Source organism: Streptomyces sp. NPDC001108 (assembly GCF_053598535.1).
Map to the genome: position 1 here is coordinate 101,407 of NZ_JBSFKL010000010.1, position 26,517 is coordinate 127,923.

The following is a 26,517-nucleotide window of genomic DNA, read 5'->3' on the forward strand; positions in this document are numbered from 1 at the left end:
CACCCGCGCCGGGGAGGCGGGGTGCGGGCCGTCGGCGTACCAGTGGCAGGGTCAGACGCGGGCCAGCTCTCGCCCGTCCCCGCCCCCGGCACCGTCACCGGGGCCGTCGCCGGGCGTTTCGTCGAGCTGCTTGCGCAGTCCCTCGCCCTCCACGTCCACGTTGGGCAGGATCCGGTCCAGCCAGCGCGGCAGCCACCAGGCGCGGTGGCCGAGCAGGGCGAGGACGGCGGGCACGATCGCCATCCGGACCACGAAGGCGTCGAAGAGGACGGCGATGGCGAGCGAGAAGCCGATCATCTTGACCATCTGCTCGCTGGAGCCGATGAAGCCCGCGAAGACCGCCATCATGATCACGGCCGCGGCCGTGACGACCCGGGCGCCGTGCCGGAAGCCGGTGACGACGGCCTGGCCGGGCTTCTCGCCGTGGACGTACGCCTCGCGCATCCGGGTGACGAGGAAGACCTCGTAGTCCATCGCGAGGCCGAAGACGACGCCCACCATGAAGATCGGCATCATCGACATGATCGGACCGGTCTGCTCCACCCCGAAGAGCGAGCCGAGCCAGCCCCACTGGTAAACCGCGACGACCGCGCCCAGGGCGGCGACCACCGAGAGCAGGAAGCCCAGGGCCGCCTTCAGCGGCACCAGCACCGAGCGGAAGACCACCATCAGCAGGAGGAAGGCGAGACCGACGACGAGTGCCAGGTAGGGCAGCAGGGCGTCGTTCATCTTCTGCGAGAAGTCGATGTTCATCGCGGTGGAGCCGGTGACCAGCAGTTCGGCGCCGGTATCGGACGTGATGTCCTGACCCGCGTCCCGGATCGCGTGGACGACGTTCTCCGTCTCGACGGAGCTCGGCCGGTCCTTCGGGACCACGGTGATCATCGCGGCGTCGCCGGCCTTGTTGAACTGGGCCGGGGTGACGGCGACGACGCCCTTCATGCCGGAGATCTCGTCGGTGACCCGCTTGGCGGCGACCTTGCCGTCGGAGCTGTTCGCGGTGTCGACGACGACCATCAGCGGCCCGTTGAAGCCGGGGCCGAACCCTTCGGAGAGCAGGTCGTAGGCGCGGCGCTGGGTGGTGCTGGTGGGCTGGGAGCCCTCGTCCGGCAGCCCCATCTCCAGGGACGCGGCCGGTACGGCGACGGCCCCGAGGCCCAGGACGCCGACGAGCAGCACCCACACCGGGCGGCGCAGCACGAACCGGGCCCAGCGGGTGCCCATGTTCGGCTTGGCGTCGGCGGCCTTCCCGGCCGCCTCCGCCTTGCGCGCCTTGCGGCCCATGACCCGCTTCCCGGCGAAGCCCATCACCGCCGGGACCAGGGTGAGCGCGATGAGGACGGCGATCACGACCGTGCCGGCCGCGGCGAAGCCCATCTTGGTGAGCATCGGGATGTTGACGACGGCGAGGCCGGCCAGCGCGATGACGACGGTGAGCCCGGCGAAGACCACCGCGGACCCGGCCGTGCCCACGGCCCGCCCGGCCGCCTCCTCGCGCTCCCGGCCCTCGGCCAGCTCGGCCCGGTAGCGGGAGACGATGAACAGCGCGTAGTCGATGCCGACCGCGAGGCCGATCATCATCGCCAGGATGGAGGTGGTGGAGCCCAGGTCGAGCACGTTCGCCAGCGCGGTGATCGTCGAGACGCCGACGCCGACGCCGATCAGCGCGGTGAGCAGCGGCAGCCCGGCGGCGACCAGCGAGCCGAAGGTGATGACCAGCACCACCGCCGCGATCGCGACGCCGATGATCTCGGTGGCACCGGTCTCCGGCATCACCTGGAGCGCGTCACCGCCGATCTCCACGGTCATCCCGCTCTTCTGCGCCGCGTGGCCCGCGTCCTCCAGGGCGTCCCGGGTCGCGTCGGTCAGCTCCATCGAGTTGACCTTGTACGAGACCGAGACGTAGGCCGTGGAGCCGTTCTTGCTGACGGCGTTCGCGGTGTACGGGTCGCTGACCGAGGCGACCTGGTCCGAGCCCGACTTCAGCTCGGCGACCGCCTTGCCCACCGCGGCCTTGTTGGCCGGGTCGGCCATCTTCTCGCCCTCGGGGGCCTTGAAGACGACCCGGGCGGTCGCGCCGTCGGCGCTGGCCCCGGGGAAACGCTGTTCCAGCAGGTCGAAGGCGCGCTGCGCCTCCGTGCCCGGTATCGAGAACGAGCTGGAGGTGGGGGTGGACGCGGTGGCGGCGCCGAATCCGGCGAGCGCCAGCAGCGCCACCCAGATCAGGGCGACGTACCGGCGGCGCCGGAAGGCGAGCCGTCCGATGCGGTAGAGGAATGTGGCCACGGAGGAGGTCTCCCGGGTCGGGTCGTGGTGGAAAAAAGGGCGTGCGGTGCCGACCCGACGACGAGAGCGGCGTGTCAGGTGGACCTGGGGAGGGGTCGTGAGGTCGTACGGGGACCGGACCGCGCTCGGGGCACGTCCGGGGGGACCGGACCGCTCGGGACGGCCCGGGAGGACCGGGGACCGGGCCGCGCCGGGGCGCGTCCGGGGTCAGACTCCGAGGGCGGGGAGAACCACGGAGTCGACGTAATCGATCAGGAACGCCTGGTCGACGGAGCGGTCCTCGACCAGCTGCCGGGCGGCGAAAGCGCCGATCAGCATGTGCGACACATATTTCAGCGCCGGGTTGTCCGGACGCACCTCGCCCCGGTCCACGGCTCGGCGCAGCAGCAGTTCGAGACCGGTCATCTCCGGCTCGATCAGCAGGTCGCGCAGGGCCTGGTGCAGATCGGGATTCTCGTGGACGGCATGGCTCAGGCCCCGCATCAGCGCGGAGTCCTTCTCCATCTGGCAGTCGTCGGTGCGGCTCAGCACGGCGTGGAAGTCGCCGCGCAGCGAGCCGGTGTCGATCTCCACGAGGGACACCGGTTTGTTGTGCCGCAGTGCCTTGACGACCAGCTCGGGCTTGCTCCCCCACTGGCGGTAGAGGGTGGCCTTGCTGGAACGGGTGCGAGCGGCGACGGCGTCCATGGTCAGGGCGTCGTAGCCGACCTCGCGCAGGAGGTCGAGCACGGCGGCGTAGAGCTCGCTCTCGCGCTCGGGCGTGAGCCGGGTACGTGCCATGTCGGCCTCCTTTCTCGTACGCGTACGGCGGCCTCGTACGGCGGCGGGTCTCGCACACCAGTCAATCGAACGAAACCGTTTCGTACACATCGACGGTACCCCGCCCGCCGAGCGAAACGAAATCGTTTCGCTTGTGTTCCGCACCACAAGCGACGCGCACCGCGGGGCCGCCGCCGCGTTCCCGCCGCGGTCCGGCCCACCGCGCTACGACACACCACGCACCAGGAGTTGCCGGGGCCGTTGAGCGCGGAAAGCATGGGAGGGTGAGTGACGACGTCGCGTATCTCCGTTTCCCGCACCTCCACGACGATCTGCTGTGCTTCGCGGCCGAGGACGACCTCTGGGTCGCCCCTCTCGCGCCCGAGGGACAGCGGCCCGGCCGCGCCTGGCGGCTCACCGTCGACCGGACCAGGGTCGGCCACCCGCGCTTCTCCCCGGACGGCAGCCGGATCGCGTACACGAGCTGGCGCAGCCTCGACCCGGAGATCCATCTCGTGCCGGTCGACGGCGGACCGGCCCGCCGGCTCACCTACTGGGGTTCGACCGACACCCGGGTCTGCGGCTGGACCCCCGACGCCGGGGACGCCGCCCAGCTCCTGGCCGTGTCCTCGCACAGCCAGCCGTTCTCGTACGTCTCCTGGGCCTACAGCGTCCCCACCGACGGCAGCCCCGGCGGCAAGCTGCCCTGGGGCCCGGTCTCCGACATCGCGGTCAGCGACGTGGACGGCGAACGGCGCACCCTGCTGCTCACCGGCACCCCGCCGCACGAACCGGCCGCCTGGAAGCGGTACCGGGGCGGCGCGACCGGCCGGCTCTGGCTGCACGGCAAGCGGCTGCTGCCGGACATCGGCGGCCACCTCGCCTCCCCGATGTTCGTCGGCGGCCGGATCGCCTTCCTCTCCGACCACGAGGGCGTCGGCAACCTGTACTCCTGCCGCCACGACGGCACCGACCTGCGCCGCCACACCGACCACGACGCCTTCTACGCCCGCCACGCCTCCAGCGACGGCCACCGGGTCGTCTACCAGTGCGCGGGCGAGCTGTGGCTGGTGGACGACCTGGCCTCGCCGGACGCGGTCCCCCGGAAGCTGGAGGTCCGGCTCGGCGGTCCGCGCACCGGGCGGCGCCCCTACCAGGTGCCCGCCGCCAGCCACGTCGACTCGCTCTCCGTGGACGAGACGGGCCGGGCCAGCGCCGTCACCGTGCGCGGCAGCCTCTACTGGCTCACCCACCGCGACGGCCCCGCCCGCACCATCGCCGACACCCCGGGCGTCCGCGTCCGGCTGCCGGAGATGCTCGGCAGCAGCGGCCGGGTCGCGTACGTGACGGACGCCGAGGGCGAGGACGCCGTCGAGATCGCGTACCTGCCGCGCGCCAGCGGCGACCGCGCGCCGCACAGGCTGGCCTCCGGGCGGATCGGCCGGGTGCACGAGATGGTCGCCGACCCGGAGGGCGAACGGCTGGCCATCGCCACCAACGACGGCCGCCTGCTGCTCCTGGAGACGGACGAGGAGGCCATGGCGGCGGAGGGCGCGGGGGACGCGGCCGCCCCGGAATCTCCAGGCACCGCCGGAGCCCCGGCCGCCGCCCCCGGCGAACCCACCGAGCTGATCCGCTCCATCAACGGCCCCGTCCGCGACCTGGCGTTCTCCCCGGACGGCGCCTGGCTCACCTGGTCGCACCCCGGCATCGGCCGCTCCCTGCGCCAGATCAAGCTGGCCCGCATCCTGGGCACCGGCGCCCCGGTGATCGTCGACGTCACCAACGGCCGGTTCGAGGACGAGAACCCGGTCTTCACCGGCGACGGCCGCTATCTCGCCTTCCTCTCCTGGCGCGGCTTCGACCCGGTGTACGACGTCCACACCGGCGACCTCTCCTTCCCGCTGGGCTGCCGCCCCTACCTCGTGCCGCTCTCCTCCGCCACGCCCTCCCCCTTCGCCCTCTCCCCGGAGGGGCGCCCGGCGGCGGGCGGGCTCGACCCGGCCGACGACCTCCCGGAGACGGGCGGGGGCACGGTGCCGGTCACCGTCGAGTTCGAGGGGCTGGAGAACCGGGTGACGCCCTTCCCGGTCTCCGCGTCGAAGTACTCGGCCCTGTACCCGGTGAGCGGCGGCGGACTGGTCTGGCTGCGCTGGCCGATCTCCGGCGCGCTCGGCGAGACCTTCGCCAACCCGTCGGACATGTCGGGCCGCCCCACCCTCGAACACTTCAACATCTCCAAGGCCAGGAAGACCGAACTCGTCGCCCACCTCGACTGGTTCGCGGTCAGCGGCGACGCGACCCGGCTGGTCGTCATGGACGAGGGCGAGCTGCGCGCGGTCCCCGCCACCGAGCCCGGCGACGGCGACTCGACCGTCTACCTGGACCTGCGCCGCATCCTCCACGAGGTCGACCCGGCCGCGGAGTGGCGCCAGGCGTACGCCGAGGCCGGCCGCATCATCCGCGCGTACTTCTGGGAACCGGACATGTGCGGCATCGACTGGGACGCCGTGCTCGACCAGTACCGCCCGCTGCTCGACCGGGTCGCCTCCCCCGACGACTTCGCCGACCTGCTCCGCGAGGTCCTGGGCGAGCTGGGCACCTCGCACGCGTACGTGTCCCCGGCCCGCCGCAACGAGGGCCCGCCGCACTACCAGCGGGCGATCGGCCTGCTCGGCGCCAACCTGGTCTGCCGGGACGGCGCGTGGACGGTCCGCCGCATCCTGCCCGGCGACTCCTCCGACTCCAAGGCCCGCTCCCCGCTGGCCGGTACGGGAATCCGGGAGGGCGCCGTCCTCACCCATGTGGACGGCCGCCCCGTCGACCCGGTCGCCGGCCCGTACCCGCTGCTCACGGCGGCGGGCGGCACCACCGTCGAGCTGACCTTCCGCCCGGCGGAGGGCGGCGGGCGGCCCCGCCGGGTCGCGATCGTCCCACTGGTCGACGAACGCCCGCTGCGCTACCAGGACTGGGTGGCCAAACGCCGCGAGGTCGTAAGGGAGTTGAGCGGCGGCAAGTGCGGCTACCTGCACATCCCGGACATGGGCGGATCGGGCTGGGCACAGTTCAACCGGGACCTGCGCATGGAGGTGTCGCGCCCCGCGCTGATCGTCGACGTACGGGGCAACGCGGGCGGACACATCAGCGAGTTGGTGGTGGAGAAGCTGACCCGCACCATCCTCGGCTGGGACCTGACCCGCAACGCCCAGCCGGTCAGCTACGCCTCCAACGCGCCCCGGGGCCCGGTGGTCGCCCTGGCCGACGAGGCGACCTCCTCGGACGGCGACATGATCACCGCCGCGTTCCGCCTGCTGAAGCTCGGCCCGGTGGTCGGCCAGCGGACCTGGGGCGGGGTGGTCGGCATGACCGGCCGGACCCGGCTGGGCGACGGCACGGTGATCACCGTGCCGATGAACGCGGCCTGGTTCGACACGTACGGGTGGTCCGTCGAGAACCACGGCGTCGAACCGGATCTGGAGGCCCTGCGCACCCCGCTCGACTGGGCCGAGGGCCGTTACGCGGTGCTCGACGACGCGGTCCGCGTCGCCCTGGACCTGCTGGCCGCGCAACCGGCGGCCGCCCCGCCCACGTACGAGGACGTCCCGGACCGCCGCCGCCCGCCCCTGCCCCCGAGATAGCCCGAGGTGACCGGGGGTGCCGGGGGGGGTGCCGGGGGCGTTCCGCGACGGCCCGGGGCGGCCGCGCGACGGCCCGGTACAGCCCGCGGCGGTCTGCGGCGGTCTGCGGCCGGCCCGACCGGGGGCCCCCTTCCGAACCGGCCTGGTTCCGGCCCCACCCGGCCCCGTTCGATCCCATCCGATCCGTTTCGGACAGAAGGCCCCGACCCAGCGGAATCCGATGCTCCGCTCCGGGCCGGGGCCTTCCGCGTCCTGTCCACATCGCCCCGGAACGGGTGACATGATCGGGTTGGGTGATTCGCCACGAGCGGAGAGCCACACGATCAGGACCGGGGAGGACCGTGATGCGCGATCAACTCCTGGGAAACCGCTACCGCCTGGTGCGTCAGCTCGGCGAGGGCGGCATGGGGGAGGTCTGGGAGGCACAGGACGAGACCCTGGACCGCCGGGTCGCGGTCAAGGTGATCTCCCTGCTCGCCGGGGGCGGCAGCCGTGGCAGCGAGGCGCGGGCCCGCTTCCTGCGCGAGGCCCGGATCACCGCCGGCCTCCAGCACCCGAACGTGGTGACCGTCCACGACCTCGGCGAGAGCGGTACGGAGAACGGCGACGCCCCCTTCCTGGTGATGGAGTTGCTCCAGGGCGAGACCCTGGAGACCAAGCTGGGCCGGGGCCCCGTCCCGCTGGTCGCGGCGGCCCGCTGGGGTGCCCAGGTGTGCGACGCGCTGGCCGAGGCGCACGCGGCGGGCGTCATGCACAGGGACATCAAGCCGTCCAACATCGTCATCACCGACGCCGGGACGGTGAAGGTCCTCGATTTCGGGGTGGCCCGCGCCGCCGACCCGTACGCGACCTCCGACCGGCTCACCCGCACGGGTGTCATCGTGGGCACGCCCCCGTACATGGCGCCCGAGCAGGCCCGGGGCCGCCCGGTGCCGGGCAGCGACCTGTACGCGCTGGGCTGTCTGCTCTTCGAACTCATCACGGGGCGGCTGCCGTTCGACGCCCCGGACGCGATGGGGTTCCTCACCGCCCACCTCAGCCAGGACCCGCCCGCCCCCAGCTCGGTGGCCCCGGGCATCCCGGCGCCCTGGGACGACCTCGTCCTCACCCTCCTCCACAAGGACCCGGACGAGCGGTACGCGTCCGCCGCCGAGGTGGCCCTCGCGCTGCGCCGTCTGGACCGTGTGCCCGGACCGGCGGCCGCCCCGACCTCCGACTCCCTCGCCCCGTCGCTGCCGACGCTGAGATATCCGCCGTCCCGGCCCACTCCGTCGCCCGCCCGGCCCAGGAACCCGATCCCGGCAGGCACCTGGCGCGCGGCCGGGGTCTGGCTCCTGGTGGTGATGGTGAGCACCCCGCTGGCGGTGGGCAACACGAACGGGGTCGGGGACGCCCGGGACATCTCCTCCGCCGTCGGCATGATCACCCTGGCCACCGCCGTGTTCATCAGCTACGTGGTGCTCGCGGTGCCCGGCGGGGCGGGGGTGCAGCTCCTCGACTGGCGGGCCAAGGCGGCGGCGCTCTTCCGCTTCCTCCCGCCGACCCTTCTGTTCGGCGCCTACGTCACGGCGGCCGCGCCGAACGCCGAGTTCCACCCGTACATCACCAGCGCCGGTTCCTCGGCCGCCCTGGCGGGACTGCTGGTGCTGGCCGCCGCCCTCACCCCTCGCTCGGGGCGCGGGACGCGCGGGGTGGGCTACGTGTTCCTGGGGCTCAACGCGGCCGCCGTGTTCAACACGGAGATCCTGGTGCTGATGGACGTACGGTTCCCGTATCTCGCGCTGGTCCCGCCGCTGACGGTCAGCCTGGGTGTGACGGTCCTGGCCATCGCCCTGTTCCGCGTACGCGAGACCGCCACCCGCCGCATGAGCCACCAGCCGGACACCGCGTAGCCGGGCTCCGACCCCAGGCCGAGTGAGGGTACAACTCACGTGTTGGCCGCCGCCGTTGCGGTGGTGCCGTCAGCGTGACGTCAGCCCGGCGTGAGCGAAGGGCACGCGGCACGTCGGCGGCGGCGTGCAGGGTGAGGCCCGCCGCCCGGGCCGTCGCCGCGCTGCGGGAGGGAAACGCCTGACCGCCCTCGGCCCCGCCAACCGTTGACCGCTGCCCCGGTCAGCCGGTGGCCTTCCGGCCGAGCAGCGCCTGTAGGCGTTCGGCCTGGAAGAGGGCGAACTCCGACGCCTCTCGGACCTGGTTCGGCCCGCCGGCCTCCACGAAGACCTCGGCGAGGACCGTTCCGACGCGGAAGACGACGACGTTGTCCGTGCCGCCGCTCGCGGTGCGCGTGAAGTACTGCGACTCGTTCCCGGCCGCCGCGCCCTCGGACTTCACCTCGCCCTCGCCACCGGCCGCCGCGGCCGCGAACCGGGCGCGCGCGTGCTCGATGCTGTCGTACGACTCCAGGCCCGAGTGGGTGACCACCCCGGCGGCGTCCTTGTACTCCCCCGTGGCGGTGAACAGCGCACCGGAGCAGGGAATCGGGTCGATCAGGCAGTCGTCCTCGGCGTCGTCCACCGGGTCGGCCCGGAGCGCGTCGGCACCGCCCGACGTCGACCAGCCCTCGATGAGCTCGCCGCGCGCGGGAAGCATCTGCTTCAACTCGTCCGCGCCCCGCAGCACGACGTCCGGATCGGCCATGGGCGTCGAGGACTCCGCGGGCCGCGACGGCGACGGCTTGGCGGCAGGCGGCGGTGCGGGGTCGGCCCCCGTGTCCGAGCCATGGCCACACGCCGTCAGCCCCATCAGCGCCGCCGCCGTCACCATCGCCACGCGCACGTACCCGGCCTTCATGCAATCCCCCGTCCGTGTATGAACCATCAACGGCAACTACGTTCCCACGAACGCCCGTTACGGCGGAACTTCGCTTCCCCGCCCCTGCACGTCCCGGCCTTCGGTGCGGCGGCCCCGCCCCCTCACTCAAGGGGCCCCGCCATACACCCTTTCGTTGCCACCCGTGACGAACACGTCACACACTGCCGCGCAGGCCTCTACCGTTGAGGCATTTCTTGCCCCTTGCCCCTTGCCCCTTCTCCCTCGTCCCTTGTCCACGGAGCACAGCACGTGTGAAGGCGGACCGGTCGAGGAATCCCGAACCCGCAACACCCCGGAGAGTCGATGAACGAGCTGGAACAGATCAACGTCGCATGGGACCGGATCGAGGCGTGGCTGGGGCGGCATGCGCCCCGGACGCTGTACTCGCTGGACGACCCGGTCGACGAGGGGGTTCTGCGCGAGGCGCAGCGGATGCTCGGCCTACGGTTCACGCCCGCCATCGTGGCGTCCTTACGGCGACACGACGGGGCCTCGGCGTTTCTGCCCATGGAGCCGCCGACCTCGGACGAGGCCGTGTTCTTCCTGCCCACCGGATGCCGTCCGCTCTCCGTGGTGGAGATGATGATCGGCACGTACAAGCTGCGCTCCCTGGAGGCCGAGGACGGGGAGGGCGCCGCGATGTGGGAGCACGGCTTCGCCCCGATCGCCATGGACACCACCACAAACCGCTGCCACTTCATCGACTGCCGGTCCACCTACGAAACCCACGGCCGCCTCGGCACGTTCACCCCCGAGTCCGGTGTGGAGTTCACCGAGCCGGGCAGCATCGGCGCGCTCTTCCTCGCTGCCGCCGAGGCACTTGAGGCGGGGAAGGGGAGGCTGATCGACCGGCACGGCCGGGAGGTCGACGAGGAGGATCCGGGCACCGTGTCGTTCAGGGAGCGCGCGCTGATCTGGGGAGAGCCCAGGCCGCCCATCCCCGACGTGATCGAGGAACTCGACGGTCCCGGCGGGTACGGCGGGACCGGCGTGCCGGGCGAAGCCGCCTGAGGCCCGTCACCCGATCCGGTTCCTCCGTCGGGTGTGTCCTGGCGGGCGGCTGGTGACCGCCCTGTTCACCGATTGGCCCGAAGCCGCGTCAGCTCTGTGTATGCCTGTGGCACGTGCGGGTGGTTTCGGGCCTTCGTTGTGTTGAGCCTCGGGATCGGCGAACACGATGACCTAGGTGGTTCACACCTGAATCACCAACGCCCACTGCCGAACCGAGGAACACGATGAAGCTCTCCCGCACTCTGTCGATGATGGCCTCAGCCACCGTTCTCGGCACGCTCGCTCTGGCCGGTCAGGCGTCATCGGCCTCCGCCGCCTCCTTCGTGGTCAGCGAGGCCCAGTTCAACCAGATGTTCCCGTCGCGGAACGCCTTCTACACGTACAGCGGTCTCACCGATGCTCTGGGCGCGTATCCGCAGTTCGCCAACTCGGGCAGCGACACCATCCGCAAGCGTGAGGCGGCGGCGTTCCTCGCCAACGTCAGCCACGAGACGGGTGGGCTGAAGTACGTCGTCGAGCAGAACACCGCCAACTACCCGCACTACTGCGACACGTCCCAGCCCTACGGCTGCCCGGCCGGTCAGGCCGCCTACTACGGGCGCGGCCCGATCCAGCTGAGCTGGAACTTCAACTACAAGGCCGCCGGGGACGCGCTCGGCATCGACCTGTTGAACGACCCGTCCAAGGTGGAGAAGGATCCGGCGGTCGCCTGGAAGACCGGCCTCTGGTTCTGGAACACGCAGTCCGGCGCCGGAACGATGACCGCGCACGACGCCATCGTCAACGACAAGGGCTTCGGCGAGACCATCCGCACCATCAACGGCGCCCTGGAGTGCAACGGCAACAACCCGGACCAGCGCGACGACCGGATCAACCTGTACAAGCAGTTCGCCTCCGTGCTGGGCACCGACCCGGGCGGCAACCTCTCCTGCTGAGAAGCTGCGGGTAGTCCGACGGATTCTCCGGCAGTACGGGCCGGTGCCTCACGGCGCCGGTCCGTTCCGATGTTCCCCGTCGCTTCCCACGCGCGGGACGTGGCGGTGCGGGAGGCGGTGCGCGGCACCGGCATCTACACGGCAAGCGAACGTCTCTGGCTCGTGGGGTCGCCACAGGTCGCGCCAACGGCCTGGTTGGCTTTGACCACGACAACCGGCTCTGGCTCAGTTTTCGTTCAGTGGCCATGATGATGAAGGGATAAGCAGTGCCTCTCAGAGACCGCAGGGCAGCGAAAGGCATCGGCGACTTCCTGATCGACACAGTGGGAGAGGCCGTCGCCGAGGTGATCCTCAACCTGCTCGCCTGCGCGCTGCTGGGCGGTCTAGCTCTCATCGCCTACCTGAGCTGGACCTTCAGTCCACGCTTGACCATCGCGGGGGCCGGCCTGCTCAGCCTCGTCCTCGCCCACGGTGCCTGGCGGACCTTCCGTACTCCCACGAAGGGCCGCCGTCGAGGCCTCGCCGCCGTGACCGCTTTCGGCTTCACCGCGACCGCTGCAACGGCCCTGTTCCTGCTGCTCTACGCCACGGACTGCGACTGTCTGTGAGACCGCCTGGCTCCTTGTACTCAGTCGTCCGTGAGCGAAGTCATGGCGTTGATTCAGGGGGTGGGGTCGGGTTCGCGGCAGGGGCGGCAGAGTCCGTCGCGGAAGGCTTCGGGCCTTCCCGGTACGCCGCACTCGGTGCACTCCGGCATCACCCGGCGCACCGGGGCCTCCGCCGGTACGGGCGGAGTGGGTGTCACGGGCAGGTGGGGCGGAAGCTTGTCCTGGAGACGGCGGCGCACCAGCCCGAAGGGAGACCCGACCGCATCGGGAAGCCCGGCCGTCAGGGCCCGGGTCAGGTAGTCGGCATCCACACCCCGCGCGAACCACTCGGCCACCAGCCCCTCCAACCCCGCACAGTCCGCCGCCGACAACGCCAGCCGGGAATCCACCCGCCCCAGCCGCGCCAACGCCGCGAACGCGGGCGAGGGAACGCCACCCTGCGGCTGCGGCTGCGGCTGAACCGGGGGCACCGGCTCCACGGCGCGCGGCTGCGGGACCTCTGCGGCAGGTACGGGTACGGAAGCGGGGGCGGGGGCGGGCGTCGAAGGGGCGGGGGCTTGGGGATTGGACTGTTGGGTGGCTCGGTGGTTCTCGGCGGCAAGGAAGGCGGTCCACCACTCGTTGTCGTGGGCGACCCGCGACCAGAACGTACGCGTGACCCACCGGACCTGACCGTCCTCGATACTCACGCAACGCCCCCGGCGAAGATGCCCGGCCACACTCAGCGCCCGTAACGCACTGCCCACCGCCGCCTGCCCGTACAACGGCAGAGACTTCGCAAGCGACTTGATGTCCATCGCCGCACCCTCCGCCAGGGCCGTCACGTATCCGGCGATGTGCCGCTCACGCACCGGCAGCAACGCGAAGTCGGCCTCACACGGCGGTCGTTCCTCCGGGACGGAACGCTTCCCGTAACCCGGCCTCGCCTTCGGCGGGGCAACGCGCGGAGCTGCGGGCGCACAAGGGTCGGAGATAAGCTCGGAAACAGCCACGGGATCGTCTTTCTACTGGGTTGCGATCTTGGGGTCAGGCCCCGGGCAGTGCTGAGAACACTGTGCCGGGGTCGTTTCGTTCGCACCGTAAGCGGGCACGACTCTGCGCCGCAACTCGATCACAATTAGTCATACTTGCTGGCCGTGACGGGTCCGGGAGGGCGGGTGGGGTTTCCCAACCCACCCAAGAAACCAACCACTTGGAACACACCGCTCGAATCCCGAAGCCCGGATCCCGACCCCCGAATCCCGAAGCTCAAGCCCCGGACCAAGGACCCACCCCGCGCCCACGAAAGAGTGAACCGGCCCCCTCCCGAAGCTCGGAACCCGGAGCCCGAAGCTCAAGCCCCGGGCCGCCACGAGAGCGCGCGCCAACGCATCGCCCCGGATACCGCCGCTTGCCCGGCGACGTGCCCCACGACGTCGACGCACTGCGCGAAAGCGGGCCGAGGCCGCCGCCGAGTCGGTGACCTACGCACGTCCCTGGCGTCGTGAGGCGCGCGCGGGCATCTATGCCGAACACCGGGTGAGCGACCCGCGCAGCGAAAACCGGACAGCGGCCTTCTAGCCAGGGCACTCCCCCGGGTGGACGGCCCCGGCGGCCGGTGCGAAGCAGACCCCCGTCCTTCTTCGCACCGGCCGCCGGTGGCGGCCTGCGGTCCTGGTCCGGAACGGGTCCGGACCAGGGCCGACAGCGACTCTGACGCACCGGATCCTCCGCCGCCAAGCCCGCTCGTGGATCAGGTGCGATGTGGGACGATACCCCTCCTGAACTGCGGGGATGCCCTGTCTCAGGGTGCGATCGTGGGACGGCCCCCGCCGGCCGACACGCCACGGCTTCGTCCATGTGGCAGCGATGCCGCACTATTTACGGGCAACGGCCGGAATGCATCGGGGGGATCTGAATGCCGCGTTGGAAAGAGCTGCCTGCCGAACTGACTACCAGCGAGCATCAGCTTCTGGTCCAGCTGCGCAGGTTGAAGGACCACAGCGACCTCAGCCTCGCGGCCCTCGCCGGTCGCACCAGCTACAGCCGCTCCTCGTGGGAGCGGTACCTGAACGGGAAGAAGCCCGTACCGCGCAAGGCCGTCGAGGAGCTGGCCCAGGTCTGCGGTACGGACCCAACGCGACTCGTCGTGCTGTACGACGTCGCCGAGCGGTCCCGCGCCAAGGAGGCGGGGCGGGCGGACGAGGTCCAGGAGCCGGAGGGTCCCGAGGGCGGGGACGCGGAGCGGGAAAAGGTCAGGTCTCCGGAGCCGGTCACGGAATCGGTCATAGAGCCGGTCGCGGAACCGGTCGTGGAGCCGTTGCGGGCGGGAGGTCCGCGTCGGGAGGGCCGTACGGTACCGCTGGGCCGGGCGATCGGCGTGGCGGTCGTGGCCGTCGCGGTGGCGTTCGGGGCCGGAATGCTGGCGGGCGGCGCCCGGAACGGAACCGAAGCACGGGAGGCCCGCCCCGGCAGCACGGTGGCGGCCGATGCGGGATACCTGCGCGGCCAGACGTACCCGTGCGAGGTCCGGCGCAAGCACGGCGAGCTGCGGGCGGGGCACAGCGGCACCCGCGAGATGCTGCTCGACATCAACAGCACCGGCTTCGACGTGGTGGAAGCGCAGTGCCTGCTGCGCGAGAAGGGCTTCGACCCCGGCGCCACCGACGGGCTGTACGACGAACGGGCCAAGGGCGCGGCCAAGAAGTTCCAGCAGGCCCACCACCTGGTCGTCGACGGGATCATCGGCCCGGACACCTGGAGAGAGCTGCGCCGATGACCGCTTCCACGGCGAGCGGGCAGTTGGCGGAGGAACTCCGTGCGATCAGGGCGCGGGCCGGGCTGAGCCTGGCCGCGCTGGCGGCCCGTACCCCGTACAGCAAATCGTCCTGGGAGCGGTACCTCAACGGGAAGAAGCCCGCGCCCCGGCAGGCGGTCGAGGCGCTGTGCGCACTCACCCGGACACCGACCGGCAGGATGCTGGCGCTCTGGGAGCTGGCCGACGCGGAGTGGAGCGGCCGGGCCCGTCCGGTCGCCGTGCCGAGGAACGCCCCAGCACCCGCGAGCAGCCCGGAGGACCGGCCGGAGAAGCCGGAAGACCGGCCGGAGGAGAAACCCGAGGAGAAAGAGGGGCAGAAAGAGGAGGCGGGGGCCGGAGCCCGGATCAGACCGGAGGACCGGCCCCAGGAACCGGAGGACCGGCCGGAGGAGGCGCCTGCCGCCCGGCCGGGTGTGCTGTGGTGGGCGGTCGCGGTGGCGGTCGTCGGAGTCGTGGCGGTGGGCGCGGCGGCGGGGGCCCTCGCCGGTGGGTCCGCCGAGGAGCCGGACCGGTCCGGGCGCACGGTGGCCGCGACGGAACAGGCCGTCCGCAACCCGGGCTGCCGTGGCGGGAGTTGCGAGGGCAGGAACCCGGTCGCGATGGGCTGCGGCGGGGCCGGGATGGTCACCACCCTGGCCAGCCACACCGCAGACGGCGGCCGCCGTCTGGAACTCCGTCACGCCGCTCTCTGCCGTGCCGTATGGGTACGTACCACCGGGCTGCGGCCGGGCGACAAGGTCGAACTGTCGCTGTCGGCCGGCCGCTCCCAGCAGGTCACCGCCGTGGGCACGCGCGACGCCGGGCAGTACCTGTCGACCCCGATGGCCGCCGGGGACAGCGGGGCCAGCACCCGGATCTGCCTCACCGTGCCGGGCGGCCGCCCCGAGTGCTTCACCGGCTGAGCGGACCCCCGCCGGTACGCCGGGCCCGAAGCCCCGACGTACCGGCGGACCGGCGTACGGACGTATCAACGTGCCGACGTGCCGATGTGCCTTCCGTCGGTCACCGCTCCCGGACGCCGGGAGCGGTGACCCGCTCAGCTACTCAGGTGGACATGAGGTAGATGGCGAACCGGGCGAACGCGGCCTGGGTGCCGGAACCGGCGATCCCGTCGATGGCGCCCGTGTACCCCCAGTAGCTCTTCAGCCAGTTCTGCATCGCCCGGATGGTGTTGGGGCCCGGGTCGCCGTCGATCGCGTCCGAGTAGCCGTAGTTCGCCTTGAGGAAGCGCTGCATCGCCTGCCAGCTTCCGTTGCCGAGCTGGCCGTCGATGGCGCCCGTGTAGCCCCAGTAGTTCCGCAGCCACATCTGGACCGCAGAGGCTGCCGAGCTGTTGAGGCCCATGTTGTTCACCGCGAGCGTGGAGACGGTCGTGGTGCTCACCGTCGCCTGCGCCTGGTGCCCGGTCGCCGCGTAGCTGGTCCCCGCTGCGGCCACGCCGCCCCCGGCGATCGCGACCGCCGTGGTCATGGTGACGAACATCCGCGTCATCCTGCGCATGTCTTGTTCCCTCCCCTTGATACGGAACCGGCCCCCCGGCCGGCTCGGGAACAAGATTGCGGGGCGAGGCGGGCGGGCCGCCATGATCGCCGGGAGACTGACGCGATCATGGGACGTCCCACCGTCCGACCTGCGGGGACGGGGGATGCGGTGAGGGGGCGGTGGGACGGCGGGGCCGGCCGGGACATGCGGAAGGGGCGCGCCCGGTCACCCCGGGCGCGCCCCTCACCGACAGACCCGCCGGACCCGTCTCAGCGGTCGCCGCGGCGGTCGCGGAGGTCGTCCATCGCGTCGGTCGCCCGGTCGCGGCCCCGCCGCATGGTGTCCGAAGCCTGGTCGGACGGGTTCTTCATCCGCTCCTGGGCCTCGTCGCTCGTCCGGTCCTGGCCCTTGTCGTTGCCCTGACCGCTCTGCCCGGCCCGCTTCTTCGCCTCATCGGCGAGCTGCTGCGCCTTGTCCTTGAACTGGTCTGCGATACCCATGCGGGGTCACTCCTCGTGGTGCGTGGGGGACGGTCCATGAGGACCGCGTTCAGCGTCGCAGCCCCCGCCGGGCACCGCATGTCGATCACTTACGCTGCGTGTCCGCCGCCCGCGCGTCCTGGTCGGCGGCGCCTCCGGCGCCCACCAGCCCCTTGCCGATGCTGTCCAGCCGGGGGGCGAACTTCCGTACCTCCCGCTGGCCGACGACCCCTATCAGCGTGGGCAGGTAGCCGCGTACCGACTGCATCCCGCGCAGCCACCACTGCGCGTACACGTGCGGGGCGCGGCGCTCGATGCCCGCCACGATCCGGTCGACGGCGGGCCCCAGCGGGTACGTGCGGTTAGCCGGGAAGGGCAGCCGCTGGCGCAACTCCCGCATCACGTCGTCCTGGTCGGCGCCGCGCACCATGTCCGTGTCGGTCCAGGACAGGTAGCCGACCCCCACCTTCACGCCCCGGTAGCCGACCTCGGCGCGCAGGCAGTGCGCGAACGCCTCCACGCCCGACTTCGACGCGCAGTACGCCGTCATCATCGGGGCCGGGGTCATCGCGGCCAGCGAGGCGATCTGGAGGAAGTAGCCCCGGCTCTCCATGAGCACCGGCAGGAAAGCCCGCCCGGTCACCGCGCCACCGATCAGGTTGACCTCGATGACCCGCCGCCAGGCGTCCGGGTCCGAGTCGACGAACGGTCCGCCCGCCGCGACCCCGGCGTTGGCGACGACGACGTCGATCTTTCCGAACCGCTCCTTGACCTCCTGGGCGACGCGTGCCATCGCCTCGTGGTCGGTGACGTCCGCGAACCAGTGGTCGCTCTCCGTGTGGAGCCGCTCGGAGACCTTCTTCAGCTCGTCCGGCTCCAGGCCGACCAGGGCGACCTTGGCGCCGCGCGCCGAGAGCTTGCGGGCCAGCAGCTCCCCCACGCCCCGTGCCGCGCCGGTGACGACGACGACCTGTCCTTCGAGACTCCGCCTGCCGCTCATGCGACCTCCTCCTTCTCGTCCGTGCCGTCCGTACCGTCCGCGCTCTTCGTAGCGCCCGTGCCGCTCGTGCCGCTCGTGTTCTTGCCCGTGTCCGTGCCGGGGATGCCTGCCGGGAGGTACGCGGCGGCCAGTTCCCGGATCTTCTCGGTGACCGCTTCCGGCGCCTCCACGGGGGTCATGTGGCCCAGGCCCGTCAGTTCGGTGAGGCCCAGGCCGTCGGGGAGCGCCGCCGCGATGGCGTGGGCATGCCCGATGGGCGTCAGCCGGTCCGCGGTGCCCGCGACCACGGCCGTGGGCACCCTCAGCTCCCGTACGCCCGCGTCGAGATCGAGGTCGGCGAGGACCTTGCCCCAGGCTGACCTGGCCGCCCTCGGGCAGGCGTGCACGATCCGGGCGCAGAGGGCGACGCGCTCCGGGGGCGCCCCCGCTCCCATCGTGGCGTACTTGAGCACCCGGCGGGTAATCGGAGTGACCGGGCCGAGCGGGGCGGCGGCCGCGAGGATCGCCCGGGTGCCGGCGGTCCGGGCCTTGCCGGCCGGGAGCGGGAGCACGGTCGACGCGTCGGGGAGCCGTGAGCTGCCGGTGCTGCACAGGAGTACGGCGGCGGCGTGTTCGCGCAGCCCGTCCCGGCGGGCGGCGGCCATGACCGTCATGCCGCCCATGGAGTGCCCGGCGATCACCGCCTTGCGCCCCGGTCCGAGGGTGGCGGCGAGCACGGCTTCGAGGTCGTCGGCGAGGGCGTCGGTGCTGTACCCGCCGGGGGCGGCGGCCGGGGAGCCGCCGTGGCCGCGCTGGTCGTAGGCGACGACCCGGTGGTCCGGCGAGAGGGCCCTGATCTGCGCGTCCCAGAAGCGGGTGCTGCACGTCCAGCCGTGTGCGAGGACCACGGTGGGGGCGTCCTGCGGCCCGTGCACCTCGACGTGGATGCGGGCGCCGTCGGCCGAGCGCACGGTCAGCTCGCGCTCCGGTACGGGCGGGGCGTCGACGCGTCGCAGCAGGCGGCTCATCCCACGACCTCCTCGGTGCGCGGGGTCCCCTCCGCACCGGCGGCGGGCTCCTGCTTCGGGGGGCGCACGACCTGGTACTCCGCGAGGTCGACCGTGCGGGTGGCGCGGCGGAAGTCGGCGGTGGTGCCGGGCCAGACGGTGGTGTTGCGGCCGTTGGCGTCCAGGTACCAGCTGTCGCAGCCGCCGGTGTTCCAGACGGTGCGCCGCATCCGGTCCTGCACCCGGCGGTTCCAGGCGCCGAGCGCGGAGGGGCGGGCGTCGAGGGCGACCCGGCCGCCGAGCACGTCCAACTGGCGTACGTAGTCGGCGAGATAGTTCAGCTGGGACTCGATCATCAGGATCATCGAGGAGTTCCCGAGGCCGGTGTTCGGGCCGATGATCGAGAGCCAGTTGGGGAAGCCGGAGACGGTGGCGCCGCGCAGCGACTGCACCCCGTCCTTCCAGTGCTCGGCGAGGGTGATGCCCTCGGCGCCCACCACGCGCTCGGCGATCGGCATGTCCGTGACGTGGAAGCCGGTGCCGAAGATGATGACGTCGGCCTCGGTCTCCGTACCGTCGGAGGCGACGAGGGTGGAGCCGCGCACCTCGGTGAGACCGGCGGCCACCACGTCCGTGTTGGGCTGCGCGAGCGCCGGATAGTACGTGTTGGAGAGCAGGATGCGCTTGCAGCCGATGCGGTACGAGGGGGTGAGCTTGGCCCGCAGCGCCGGGTCCTTGATCGCCCGCGCCATGTTGCCCTTGGCTATCTTCTCGACCAGGCCCAGTTCGTTCGGGTGCTTGGTGAAGGCGCCGACCTGCAACTCCCGGATGCCCCAGAGCAGTCCGCGGCGGGCGGTGCCGGTGACGGGCAGGGTGCGGTGCAGCCAGCGCTCGACGCCGCTGATCTTCCGGTCCATCCGCGGCATGACCCAGGGCGGGGTGCGCTGGAAGAGGGTGAGGCGGCCGACCTTCGGCTGGATCGCCGGGACGATCTGGATGGCGGAGGCGCCGGTGCCGACGACGGCGACGCGCTTGCCGGTCAGGTCGGTGTCGTGGTCCCAGCGGGCCGAGTGGAAGACCTTGCCGGGAAAGTCGGCGAGGCCGGGTATGTCCGGCATCTTCGGGTCGGAGAGCGGTCCGCAGGCGGAGACCACGAGGTCGGCGGTGAGGATGGCCCCGTTGGCCGTCTCGATGACCCAGCGCAGCTCCGTACCGTCCCAGCGCATGACGGTGACCTCGTGGCCGAGCCGGATGTGCGGGCGCAGCCCGAAGGTGTCCGCGACGTGCTCCAGGTACGCGCGGATGTGCCGCTGTCCGGAGAAGGTGCGCGGCCAGTCGGGGTTGGGCGCGAAGGAGAACGAGTAGAGGTGGGAAGGGACGTCGCAGGCACAGCCCGGATAGCTGTTGTCGCGCCAGGTGCCGCCGACCGAGTCGGCGCGTTCCAGGACGACGAAGTCCGTGATGCCTTCGCGGCGCAGCCGGACCGCGGCCCCCAGGCCCCCGAATCCGGATCCGATCACCGCCACCCGTACGTGCTCGTGCTGGGCCATGCTGCCGCCTCCTGCGGTACGTCACACGACTCTGCCAGCAATCACTGGCAATATCGGGAGCGTAGAGCAGCTCCGTACCGATGGGTAGGGGTACGACGGGGGAAAGTTACCGGCGGTACAACATAGGGTGCGGGTGTGGCCGAAGGACGCGAGAGGCGCGACAAGCAGCGTGAGTACCGCATGGCGGAGCTGGCCGAGAAGGCCGGGATCCCCGTGCGGACCGTGCGCTTCTACCGGGAGCGCGGGCTGATCTCGCCGCCCCGCCGCGAGGGGCGCATCGCCTGGTACGACGACCGGCACCTGGCCCGGCTCCGCACGATCACGGGCCTCCTGGAGCGCGGCCACACCCTCACCGGGATCGCCGATCTGGCCCGTACGTTCGAGAGCGGCCGGGACGTCGCCGAGGTGCTGGGGCTGGGCGAGCCCACCGAGGAGACCCCGGTGCACCTCACGCCCGAGCAGCTCGCGGACTACTTCGAGGGCGAGACCACCACCGAGAACCTGGCCACCGCGCTCGACCTGGGCTACCTCGCCATCGACGGCGAGGAGATCGTCCACATCAGCCGCCGCCTGCTGGACGTGTCGTCCGAGCTGGTACGGGAGGGCGTCCCGCTGGCCACGGTGCTGGCGGCCGGGAGCCGGGTCCGCGCACACGCGGACGCGCTCGCGGAACTCTTCGTGCACGTCCTGCGGGAGCACACCGACGACCCCGAACCACCCCAACTCCGCCCGCTGGCCCGCGCGGTGGTGGACGCCGAACTGTCCATGGCCCTCGACCGCCGCCTGCGCACGGAGCCGCCACAGAAGCCGGCCGAACCACCCAGGGGCGGTGCCGCCGAGGGCTCCGGGGAGCCCGGGGAGCCCGCCTGACGGTCGGCGGCACATGGCCCGGGCCGAGGTCTTCCGCGATCGCACGCCGGAATGCTGCCCGCCCCGAACGGCCCGGCACGCCCTCCCGTTCGCACGAATCCCCGTTCGACCGCCCCACCGTACGAGGCGGCGGGGAGCGGCGGATCAGAGCGTTTCGGCTTCTCCGGCGGTTTCGGCAGGTTCGGACAGGCGGTCGGACAGGCGGCGGGAGCGGGTCTGCTGGAGCCAGATCAGGTTGTCGAGGATGTCGCCTTCCCAGACGCGGAAGCCCCGCGCGTCCTCGGCGACCGGTTCGTCCTGCATGTCCTGGGAGTTGCGCACGGATCGCTCCTTCTCTGCTGCGGGAGGGGCTGGGCACGGGCCACCGTGCGACGGAAGGCCGGTGCGGGCCGACGCGGTCACCGCTCCTCCACCGGTCGAAGACCGCGCTGCTGACGGCACGGCGCGCACGCGTACCGCGGAGCGTCCGCGTCCGGCCCCTCCCCGGCTGCGTCGACCGGGACCGCGGTGCCGGACGGTCCCTTGTGCCAGTCGCACCAGCCGGTCGTGCCGGTGCACCGATCGCACCGGCAGGGTGGATACGCCTGGCTGACCGGGACGGTGTCGGCCGGAGTGACCTCGGTTTTGGGCCTCACCACCCGCTTCGTGAAACCGCTCCGGTCGACCTCGTACACCTTGATCGTCATGCCCGCCATCACGCCACCACAGAGGTGGGGAAGCGGGTCGTGCCCCAGTTGCTGGTACTGGGGGTGCGGGGTGGCATGGTGGCGGCTCCTCTGGGCACCGTGCTGGGCAGTACGTCAAGACTGGCCCGCTCACTGCGGCGCTTCGAGGACTCACAGAGGTCTTTTCACGACACAGAAGAGGACTTTTGTGTCGTCATACGGGTGATGAGTAGCGCCACGGAGGACCTTCCCGCCACACTGACGGAAGACCCTTCTCGGGAGGCCCGCATGCCGCAGTCAGCCAGCAATATCCGTCTTCGGTCAGCCCGTCATGCTGCGGGCTACCGGTCCCAGCAGGAGTTGGCCACTGCGCTCGGCGTGGGTGTTCGGCAGGTGCGGCGCTGGGAGTCCGAGAACCCCCCGTGGCCGCACCCTGATCTCCAGCAGGCTCTGACCGAATTGCTCGGGCAGGACATGGAGTCACTCGGATTCACCCCTCCGGCCGGTCGCGACCGGGTCGACCCTGTGCGGCGGTCGCTGATCGGGGCATCCGCGGCCGCCGTGGGACTGGCCGCAGTGCCGATGCAGTCGGCTGCGGCGCTGCAACCCGCCTCCGTCGCCGGGGACTTCGAAGCGGTTACGCGGTCGCATCGACGCCTTTACTGGTCCGTCGCTCCGGCCACTCTGCACCCGGCGGCCGTCGCACATGCCGCCCTCGGCTGCACGCTGCTGACCGAGACCGCCGGGCAGACCCGCCGAACCGTCGCTGCGGCTCTCGCCGAGACCTACCTGCTTGCCGGGCGCATCGAGTTCTTCGACCTCCGCGACGCAGACCGGGCAGGGAAGAGCCTGCTCCTCGCGCTCCAAGCCGCCGGGCAGGCGGACGACCCGCTCCTCGGCAGCGCGATCCTCGCCCACTCTGCCTTCGTGCCCGGCTGGGCGGGCGACCGGGACGCCGCTGTGGAGCGCATGGTGGCGGCCCGTACATACGCACGTCGCGGACCCGTCTCTGCTCTCCACCTCGCGTGGCTCGACGCCGTCGAGGCCGAGTGCGAGACCCGGTGCGGCAACGTCCGCACCGCCCTCCATCTGATTGGGCACGCCGAGGACGTCCTGGCGACGGGCGTCGAACACGGGGTTCCGGAGTGGCTCGACTGGTTCAGTCGGGTCAGGCTGGCAGCTTTCAAGGGGAACACCCAACTGAAGGCAGGGCACCTACCGCAGGCGCGCACCACCCTCCTCGGGGTCCTCGACGATCTGACAGCCACGGAGGACAAGCAGCGCAGCGTGGTCTACGGCGATCTCGCTGCGGTGGAAGCTGCTGCGGGGAACCTGGAGGAAGCGTGCGCGTATGCGTGCCGAGCCCTCGACCAACTTGAGGTCACCTGGTACGCGACGGGCATGGACCGGGTCAGGGACGTACGCCGGACCTTGGCCCCGCACCAGCACGACCAGTGCGTGCGGGACCTGGACGAGCGGCTGTACGGATGGTCGACGACAGTCAGCGCTCTCGCGCGTTGAACTCGGCGATCTCCGTGGGGAGGTCGGCCAGCGACGTCACGCGGAACGTGGGCAGGTCCCGGGCCTCCGCGGTGTTCCACTGGATGGTGCCCCACGGTCCACGCCTGATCAGCGCGGTCTGCATCCCGGCCGCGACGGCGGGACGCAGGTCGTTGTCGACGCGGTCGCCGACGTACAGGATCTCGCCCGGGGTGTGCGGGACAGCCTCGGCCACCCGGTCGAAGAACGCCCGATCCGGCTTGCTGGCGCCCCAGTCGTCCGAGGTGCCGATCAGATCGACGGAGTCCGTGAAGAGGCTTCGCAGGATACGGCCGGCGCGAACGGTCTGGTTGCCCGCGATGCCGAGCCACAACCCGTCGGCCCGAAGCTCGGCGAGCGCCGGGCGCACGTCCGGGTACAGGTCACTTTCGCCGAAGGTCTCGGGCTGTCCGACGGCGGCGCGGGCTTCCCGCTGTTCGTAGAGGTCGAACCCGGGCCGGAGCTCCTGGAACGTCTCACGGTAGTCCCGGCCCTGAGCGATCACGGCGCCGAACACGGCGGCGAATGTATGCCTCGGCACACCGAGCCAGTCGGCCCAGGTGCCGTACTCGCGGGTCTCGTCCACCAGGCACTCGCCAACGTCGAACACCACTGCGCGAATCATGACCGCATCCTATGGCGGCGCCCAATGCCTCGAATCACTGATCGCAGCAGTACGGCCGGCCCCGGAAGAGGTCGTCGGCCGACAGTCCACGGTCGGCCTCGTCGCCGACGTGGTCGGAGCGACTCCGGCCCCGGGCGGAGACTTGCGCCGCCTGGCCGCGCGATGTGGACTCCCCGCATGATCCTTTACCTCGTCGCCTGCGCGGCCGACCCCACCCAGTACGTCGACGAGGGCGTCAGGCAGGCACAGGCGCGGGGGTGGGACACCTGTCTCGTCCTGACCCCGTCCGCCGCCCGGTGGTGGGAACCGCGCCTCGCGGAGCTGGAGGGGCTGACCGGGCACCGGGTCCGCTCGCAGTACAAGCTGCCCGGAGAACGCGACGCGCTGCCGAAGGCGGACGCCATGCTCGTGGCGCCGCTCTCCTGCACGAGCCTGAACAAGTGGGCAACGGGGTGGCCGACACCCTCGCGCTGGGCCTGGTGTCCGAAGGCGTCCACCTCGGGGTGCCCGTGGCGGCCATGCCGTACTTCAACCGTGCTCAGGCCGCACAACCCGCCGTGGCCCGCAGCATCGCGGACCTACGGGCCCAGGGGGTGCTCTATCTCGATGGTCCGGACGGGTACGTGTCGCACCCGCCGAAGCAGGGATCCCCGGGGGACTACCCGTGGCACGCCGCGGTGGACGCGGTCACGAAGCTCGCCGAAGCCGTGCGACGCCCTGGGGGCCGGACCGGGGAGCCCGGGCCGGGGGCGTCCGGTCAGTGCTCGTAGACCGCCGTCACCGGCGCGTGGTCGCTCCAGCGCTCGGCGTGGGTCGCGGCGCGCTCGACGTACGCCTTGACGCACCGCCCGGCCAGGCCCGGTGTCGCCACCTGGTAGTCGATGCGCCAGCCGGTGTCGTTGTCGAAGGCCCGGCCCCGGTAGGACCACCAGGAGTACGGGCCCTCCTGGTCGGGGTGGAGGGCGCGTACGACGTCGACGTAGGCGGCCTCGTCGAAGACGCGGGTCAGCCAGGCGCGCTCCTCGGGGAGGAAGCCGGAGTTCTTCTTGTTGCCGCGCCAGTTCTTCAGGTCGGCCTCCTGGTGGGCGATGTTCCAGTCACCGCAGACCAGCACCTCGCGGCCACCGGCCGCCGCCCGCTCCTTCAGGCCCACCAGGTACGGGAGGAACGCGGCCATGAACCGCTCCTTCTCCTCCTGCTTCTCCGTGCCCACCTCGCCGGACGGCAGATACAGGCTGGCGACCGTGACGCCCGGGAGGTCGATCTCGACGTAGCGCCCGCTGGTGTCGAACTCGTCACATCCGGCGATCCCGAAGCCGCCGAACCCGATCTGCACCCGCTCCGGCGCGCGCCGCGTGTAGAGGGAGACCCCGGCGCGGCCCTTGGCGGCGGCCGGTGCGTGGACGGTGTGCCAGCCCTCCGGGTCCCGTACCTCCTCGGGCAGCTGGTGCGGCTCGGCCCGTACCTCCTGGAGGCAGATCACATCGGCCTCGGTCCGGGCCAGCCACTCGACGAAGCCCTTCTTGGCGGCGGCGCGGAGCCCGTTCACATTGACGGTGGTGACAGTGAGCATCCACCCGACGATACCGATCTCGGACCTCGGACGCGTAACGCCAGAAGGCCCGCACCGGCGCGGGCGGGGTCGGGTCGGTCAGCGGACCCGGCCCACGCCCACGTAGAAGCCGCTGCGCTCCTGGACCGGCGCGGGCTCCTCGCGGTACCACTCCGTGGCGAAGACCAGGCCTGGCTCGACCAGATCCAGCCCGTCGAAGAACGGCTCGACCTCGCTCCGGGTCCGCATCCGGAGCGAGATCTCCCCCTTCCGGTACGCCTCCTCGGTGGCCGCCTTCAGCTCCGGGTGCTGGTCCGCCGTGCCGTGCGAGAGCACCAGGTAACTGCCCGGGGCCAGGGCGTCGACGAGGGTGCGGGTGAGGCCGTAGGGGTCCTGGTCGTCCGGCAGGAAGTGCATCAGCGCGATGAGCGAGAGGGCGATGGGCCGGTCGAAGTCGAGCAGCGCGCGGGCGTGTTCGAGGATCGTCTCCGGCCGGCGCACATCGGCGTGGATGTAGTCGGTGACGCCCTCCGGCGTGCTGATCAGCAGCGCCTCCGCGTGGCGCAGCACGATCGGGTCGTTGTCCGCGTAGACGATCCGGGCGGTGGGCGTGATCCCCTGGACGACCTGGTGGAGGTTGGGCTCGGTGGGGATGCCGGTGCCGATGTCGAGGAACTGGGCGACGCCGTTGCGGGCCAGCCAGGCGGAGGCCCGGTGCATGAAGGCGCGGTTGCGCGCCGCGTTGCCGCGCGCCTCCTCGGGCAGCTTCTCGGCCACCTCCTGGTCGACGGGGTAGTTGTCCTTGCCGCCCAGCAGCCAGTCGTAGACGCGGGCGGGGTGCGGCTTGCTGGTGTCGATCCGGGACTCGGGCATGTCGACGGGCACGGGGCGCCTCCTTCGGGCTTGCTCACTCGTGCGAACGCG

General features: G+C 71.8%; 23 protein-coding genes and 1 pseudogene. 10 read left to right on the top strand and 14 right to left on the bottom strand.

Going from position 1 to position 26,517, the window contains the following annotated elements; genetic code table 11:
* Positions 1 to 51 precede the first annotated feature (51 nt).
* Complete coding sequence (locus tag ACWC97_RS22560) at positions 52 to 2,286, bottom strand: MMPL family transporter (RefSeq protein ID WP_352276815.1); 2,235 nt, start codon at positions 2,284 to 2,286, stop codon at positions 52 to 54.
* A 207-nt stretch (positions 2,287 to 2,493) separates the two neighbouring features.
* Entirely contained in the window at positions 2,494 to 3,066 is a 573-nt protein-coding gene (locus ACWC97_RS22565) for a TetR/AcrR family transcriptional regulator (RefSeq protein ID WP_352276814.1), read from the bottom strand.
* Positions 3,067 to 3,329: 263 nt separating this feature from the next.
* On the opposite strand from ACWC97_RS22565, the gene ACWC97_RS22570 reads away from it, so the two are divergent.
* A complete protein-coding gene (locus ACWC97_RS22570; RefSeq protein ID WP_450651163.1) occupies positions 3,330 to 6,683 on the top strand; it encodes a S41 family peptidase in 3,354 nt (1,117 codons plus the stop codon).
* A 344-nt stretch (positions 6,684 to 7,027) separates the two neighbouring features.
* The gene (locus tag ACWC97_RS22575) at positions 7,028 to 8,575 is read left to right on the top strand and encodes a serine/threonine-protein kinase (protein ID WP_450651165.1); all 1,548 of its coding nucleotides are present in this window, start codon (positions 7,028 to 7,030) and stop codon (positions 8,573 to 8,575) included.
* 220 nt (positions 8,576 to 8,795) lie between these two features.
* Here ACWC97_RS22575 and ACWC97_RS22580 read toward each other — a convergent pair whose 3' ends face one another.
* Positions 8,796 to 9,473 (bottom strand): hypothetical protein, encoded by a 678-nt coding sequence (locus ACWC97_RS22580; protein ID WP_450651167.1) that lies wholly within the window; start codon positions 9,471 to 9,473, stop codon positions 8,796 to 8,798.
* 324 nt (positions 9,474 to 9,797) lie between these two features.
* Between ACWC97_RS22580 and ACWC97_RS22585 the strand changes: the two genes are divergently transcribed.
* The 3 genes from ACWC97_RS22585 to ACWC97_RS22595 all read left to right on the top strand — a co-directional run bounded on the left by ACWC97_RS22585 (position 9,798) and on the right by ACWC97_RS22595 (position 12,048).
* Positions 9,798 to 10,505: an SMI1/KNR4 family protein gene (locus ACWC97_RS22585; RefSeq protein WP_352276808.1), complete on the top strand. Its 708-nt coding sequence runs from the start codon at positions 9,798 to 9,800 to the stop codon at positions 10,503 to 10,505.
* 224 nt (positions 10,506 to 10,729) lie between these two features.
* Complete coding sequence (locus ACWC97_RS22590) at positions 10,730 to 11,440, top strand: chitinase (RefSeq protein WP_352276806.1); 711 nt, start codon at positions 10,730 to 10,732, stop codon at positions 11,438 to 11,440.
* A gap of 266 nt (positions 11,441 to 11,706) precedes the next feature.
* The gene (locus ACWC97_RS22595) at positions 11,707 to 12,048 is read left to right on the top strand and encodes a lysine transporter LysE (protein WP_450651169.1); all 342 of its coding nucleotides are present in this window, start codon (positions 11,707 to 11,709) and stop codon (positions 12,046 to 12,048) included.
* 53 nt (positions 12,049 to 12,101) lie between these two features.
* On the opposite strand, the gene ACWC97_RS22600 is transcribed toward ACWC97_RS22595, so the two are convergent.
* Complete coding sequence (locus ACWC97_RS22600) at positions 12,102 to 12,737, bottom strand: hypothetical protein (protein WP_450651171.1); 636 nt, start codon at positions 12,735 to 12,737, stop codon at positions 12,102 to 12,104.
* A 1,208-nt stretch (positions 12,738 to 13,945) separates the two neighbouring features.
* On the opposite strand from ACWC97_RS22600, the gene ACWC97_RS22605 reads away from it, so the two are divergent.
* Together ACWC97_RS22605 and ACWC97_RS22610 are read left to right on the top strand one after the other, a co-directional pair.
* Entirely contained in the window at positions 13,946 to 14,806 is an 861-nt protein-coding gene (locus ACWC97_RS22605; protein WP_450651173.1) for a helix-turn-helix domain-containing protein, read from the top strand.
* The gene (locus tag ACWC97_RS22610) at positions 14,803 to 15,747 is read left to right on the top strand and encodes a helix-turn-helix domain-containing protein (protein WP_450651175.1); all 945 of its coding nucleotides are present in this window, start codon (positions 14,803 to 14,805) and stop codon (positions 15,745 to 15,747) included. The genes ACWC97_RS22605 and ACWC97_RS22610 overlap by 4 nt, the downstream gene beginning before the upstream one ends.
* A gap of 142 nt (positions 15,748 to 15,889) precedes the next feature.
* Here ACWC97_RS22610 and ACWC97_RS22615 read toward each other — a convergent pair whose 3' ends face one another.
* From ACWC97_RS22615 to ACWC97_RS22635, 5 genes are all read right to left on the bottom strand, one after another.
* On the bottom strand, positions 15,890 to 16,345 hold the full coding sequence (locus tag ACWC97_RS22615; protein ID WP_352278227.1) for a peptidoglycan-binding domain-containing protein: 456 nt from the start codon (positions 16,343 to 16,345) through the stop codon (positions 15,890 to 15,892).
* A 251-nt stretch (positions 16,346 to 16,596) separates the two neighbouring features.
* The gene (locus ACWC97_RS22620; RefSeq protein ID WP_352278226.1) at positions 16,597 to 16,827 is read right to left on the bottom strand and encodes a hypothetical protein; all 231 of its coding nucleotides are present in this window, start codon (positions 16,825 to 16,827) and stop codon (positions 16,597 to 16,599) included.
* A gap of 85 nt (positions 16,828 to 16,912) precedes the next feature.
* Entirely contained in the window at positions 16,913 to 17,806 is an 894-nt protein-coding gene (locus ACWC97_RS22625; RefSeq protein ID WP_352278224.1) for an SDR family oxidoreductase, read from the bottom strand.
* A complete protein-coding gene (locus tag ACWC97_RS22630) occupies positions 17,803 to 18,813 on the bottom strand; it encodes an alpha/beta fold hydrolase (protein ID WP_450651177.1) in 1,011 nt (336 codons plus the stop codon). Before ACWC97_RS22630 ends, ACWC97_RS22625 begins: the two co-directional genes overlap by 4 nt.
* Entirely contained in the window at positions 18,810 to 20,342 is a 1,533-nt protein-coding gene (locus ACWC97_RS22635; RefSeq protein ID WP_450651179.1) for a flavin-containing monooxygenase, read from the bottom strand. The genes ACWC97_RS22630 and ACWC97_RS22635 overlap by 4 nt, the downstream gene beginning before the upstream one ends.
* Before the next feature lie 180 nt (positions 20,343 to 20,522).
* On the opposite strand from ACWC97_RS22635, the gene ACWC97_RS22640 reads away from it, so the two are divergent.
* Positions 20,523 to 21,212 (top strand): MerR family transcriptional regulator, encoded by a 690-nt coding sequence (locus ACWC97_RS22640; RefSeq protein WP_450651369.1) that lies wholly within the window; start codon positions 20,523 to 20,525, stop codon positions 21,210 to 21,212.
* Positions 21,213 to 21,356: 144 nt separating this feature from the next.
* On the opposite strand, the gene ACWC97_RS22645 is transcribed toward ACWC97_RS22640, so the two are convergent.
* Entirely contained in the window at positions 21,357 to 21,533 is a 177-nt protein-coding gene (locus ACWC97_RS22645; protein WP_450651181.1) for a hypothetical protein, read from the bottom strand.
* A 77-nt stretch (positions 21,534 to 21,610) separates the two neighbouring features.
* On the bottom strand, positions 21,611 to 21,898 hold the full coding sequence (locus ACWC97_RS22650) for a hypothetical protein (protein ID WP_450651183.1): 288 nt from the start codon (positions 21,896 to 21,898) through the stop codon (positions 21,611 to 21,613).
* Positions 21,899 to 22,165: 267 nt separating this feature from the next.
* Here ACWC97_RS22650 and ACWC97_RS22655 point away from each other — a divergent pair, with 267 nt between their 5' ends.
* Entirely contained in the window at positions 22,166 to 23,398 is a 1,233-nt protein-coding gene (locus ACWC97_RS22655; RefSeq protein ID WP_450651184.1) for a helix-turn-helix domain-containing protein, read from the top strand.
* Here the strand turns inward: ACWC97_RS22655 and ACWC97_RS22660 are convergent.
* Positions 23,379 to 24,041, bottom strand: a complete 663-nt coding sequence (locus tag ACWC97_RS22660; RefSeq protein WP_352278220.1) for an HAD family hydrolase — start codon at positions 24,039 to 24,041, stop codon at positions 23,379 to 23,381. The genes ACWC97_RS22655 and ACWC97_RS22660 overlap by 20 nt on opposite strands.
* A gap of 177 nt (positions 24,042 to 24,218) precedes the next feature.
* Between ACWC97_RS22660 and ACWC97_RS22665 the strand changes: the two are divergent.
* Positions 24,219 to 24,811: pseudogene (locus ACWC97_RS22665) on the top strand (flavoprotein).
* Here the strand turns inward: ACWC97_RS22665 and ACWC97_RS22670 are convergent.
* Entirely contained in the window at positions 24,799 to 25,614 is an 816-nt protein-coding gene (locus ACWC97_RS22670) for an exodeoxyribonuclease III (RefSeq protein ID WP_450651187.1), read from the bottom strand. The pseudogene ACWC97_RS22665 and the gene ACWC97_RS22670 overlap by 13 nt on opposite strands.
* 78 nt (positions 25,615 to 25,692) lie before the next feature.
* Entirely contained in the window at positions 25,693 to 26,466 is a 774-nt protein-coding gene (locus tag ACWC97_RS22675; RefSeq protein WP_352278241.1) for an SAM-dependent methyltransferase, read from the bottom strand.
* Positions 26,467 to 26,517: the final 51 nt, after the last annotated feature.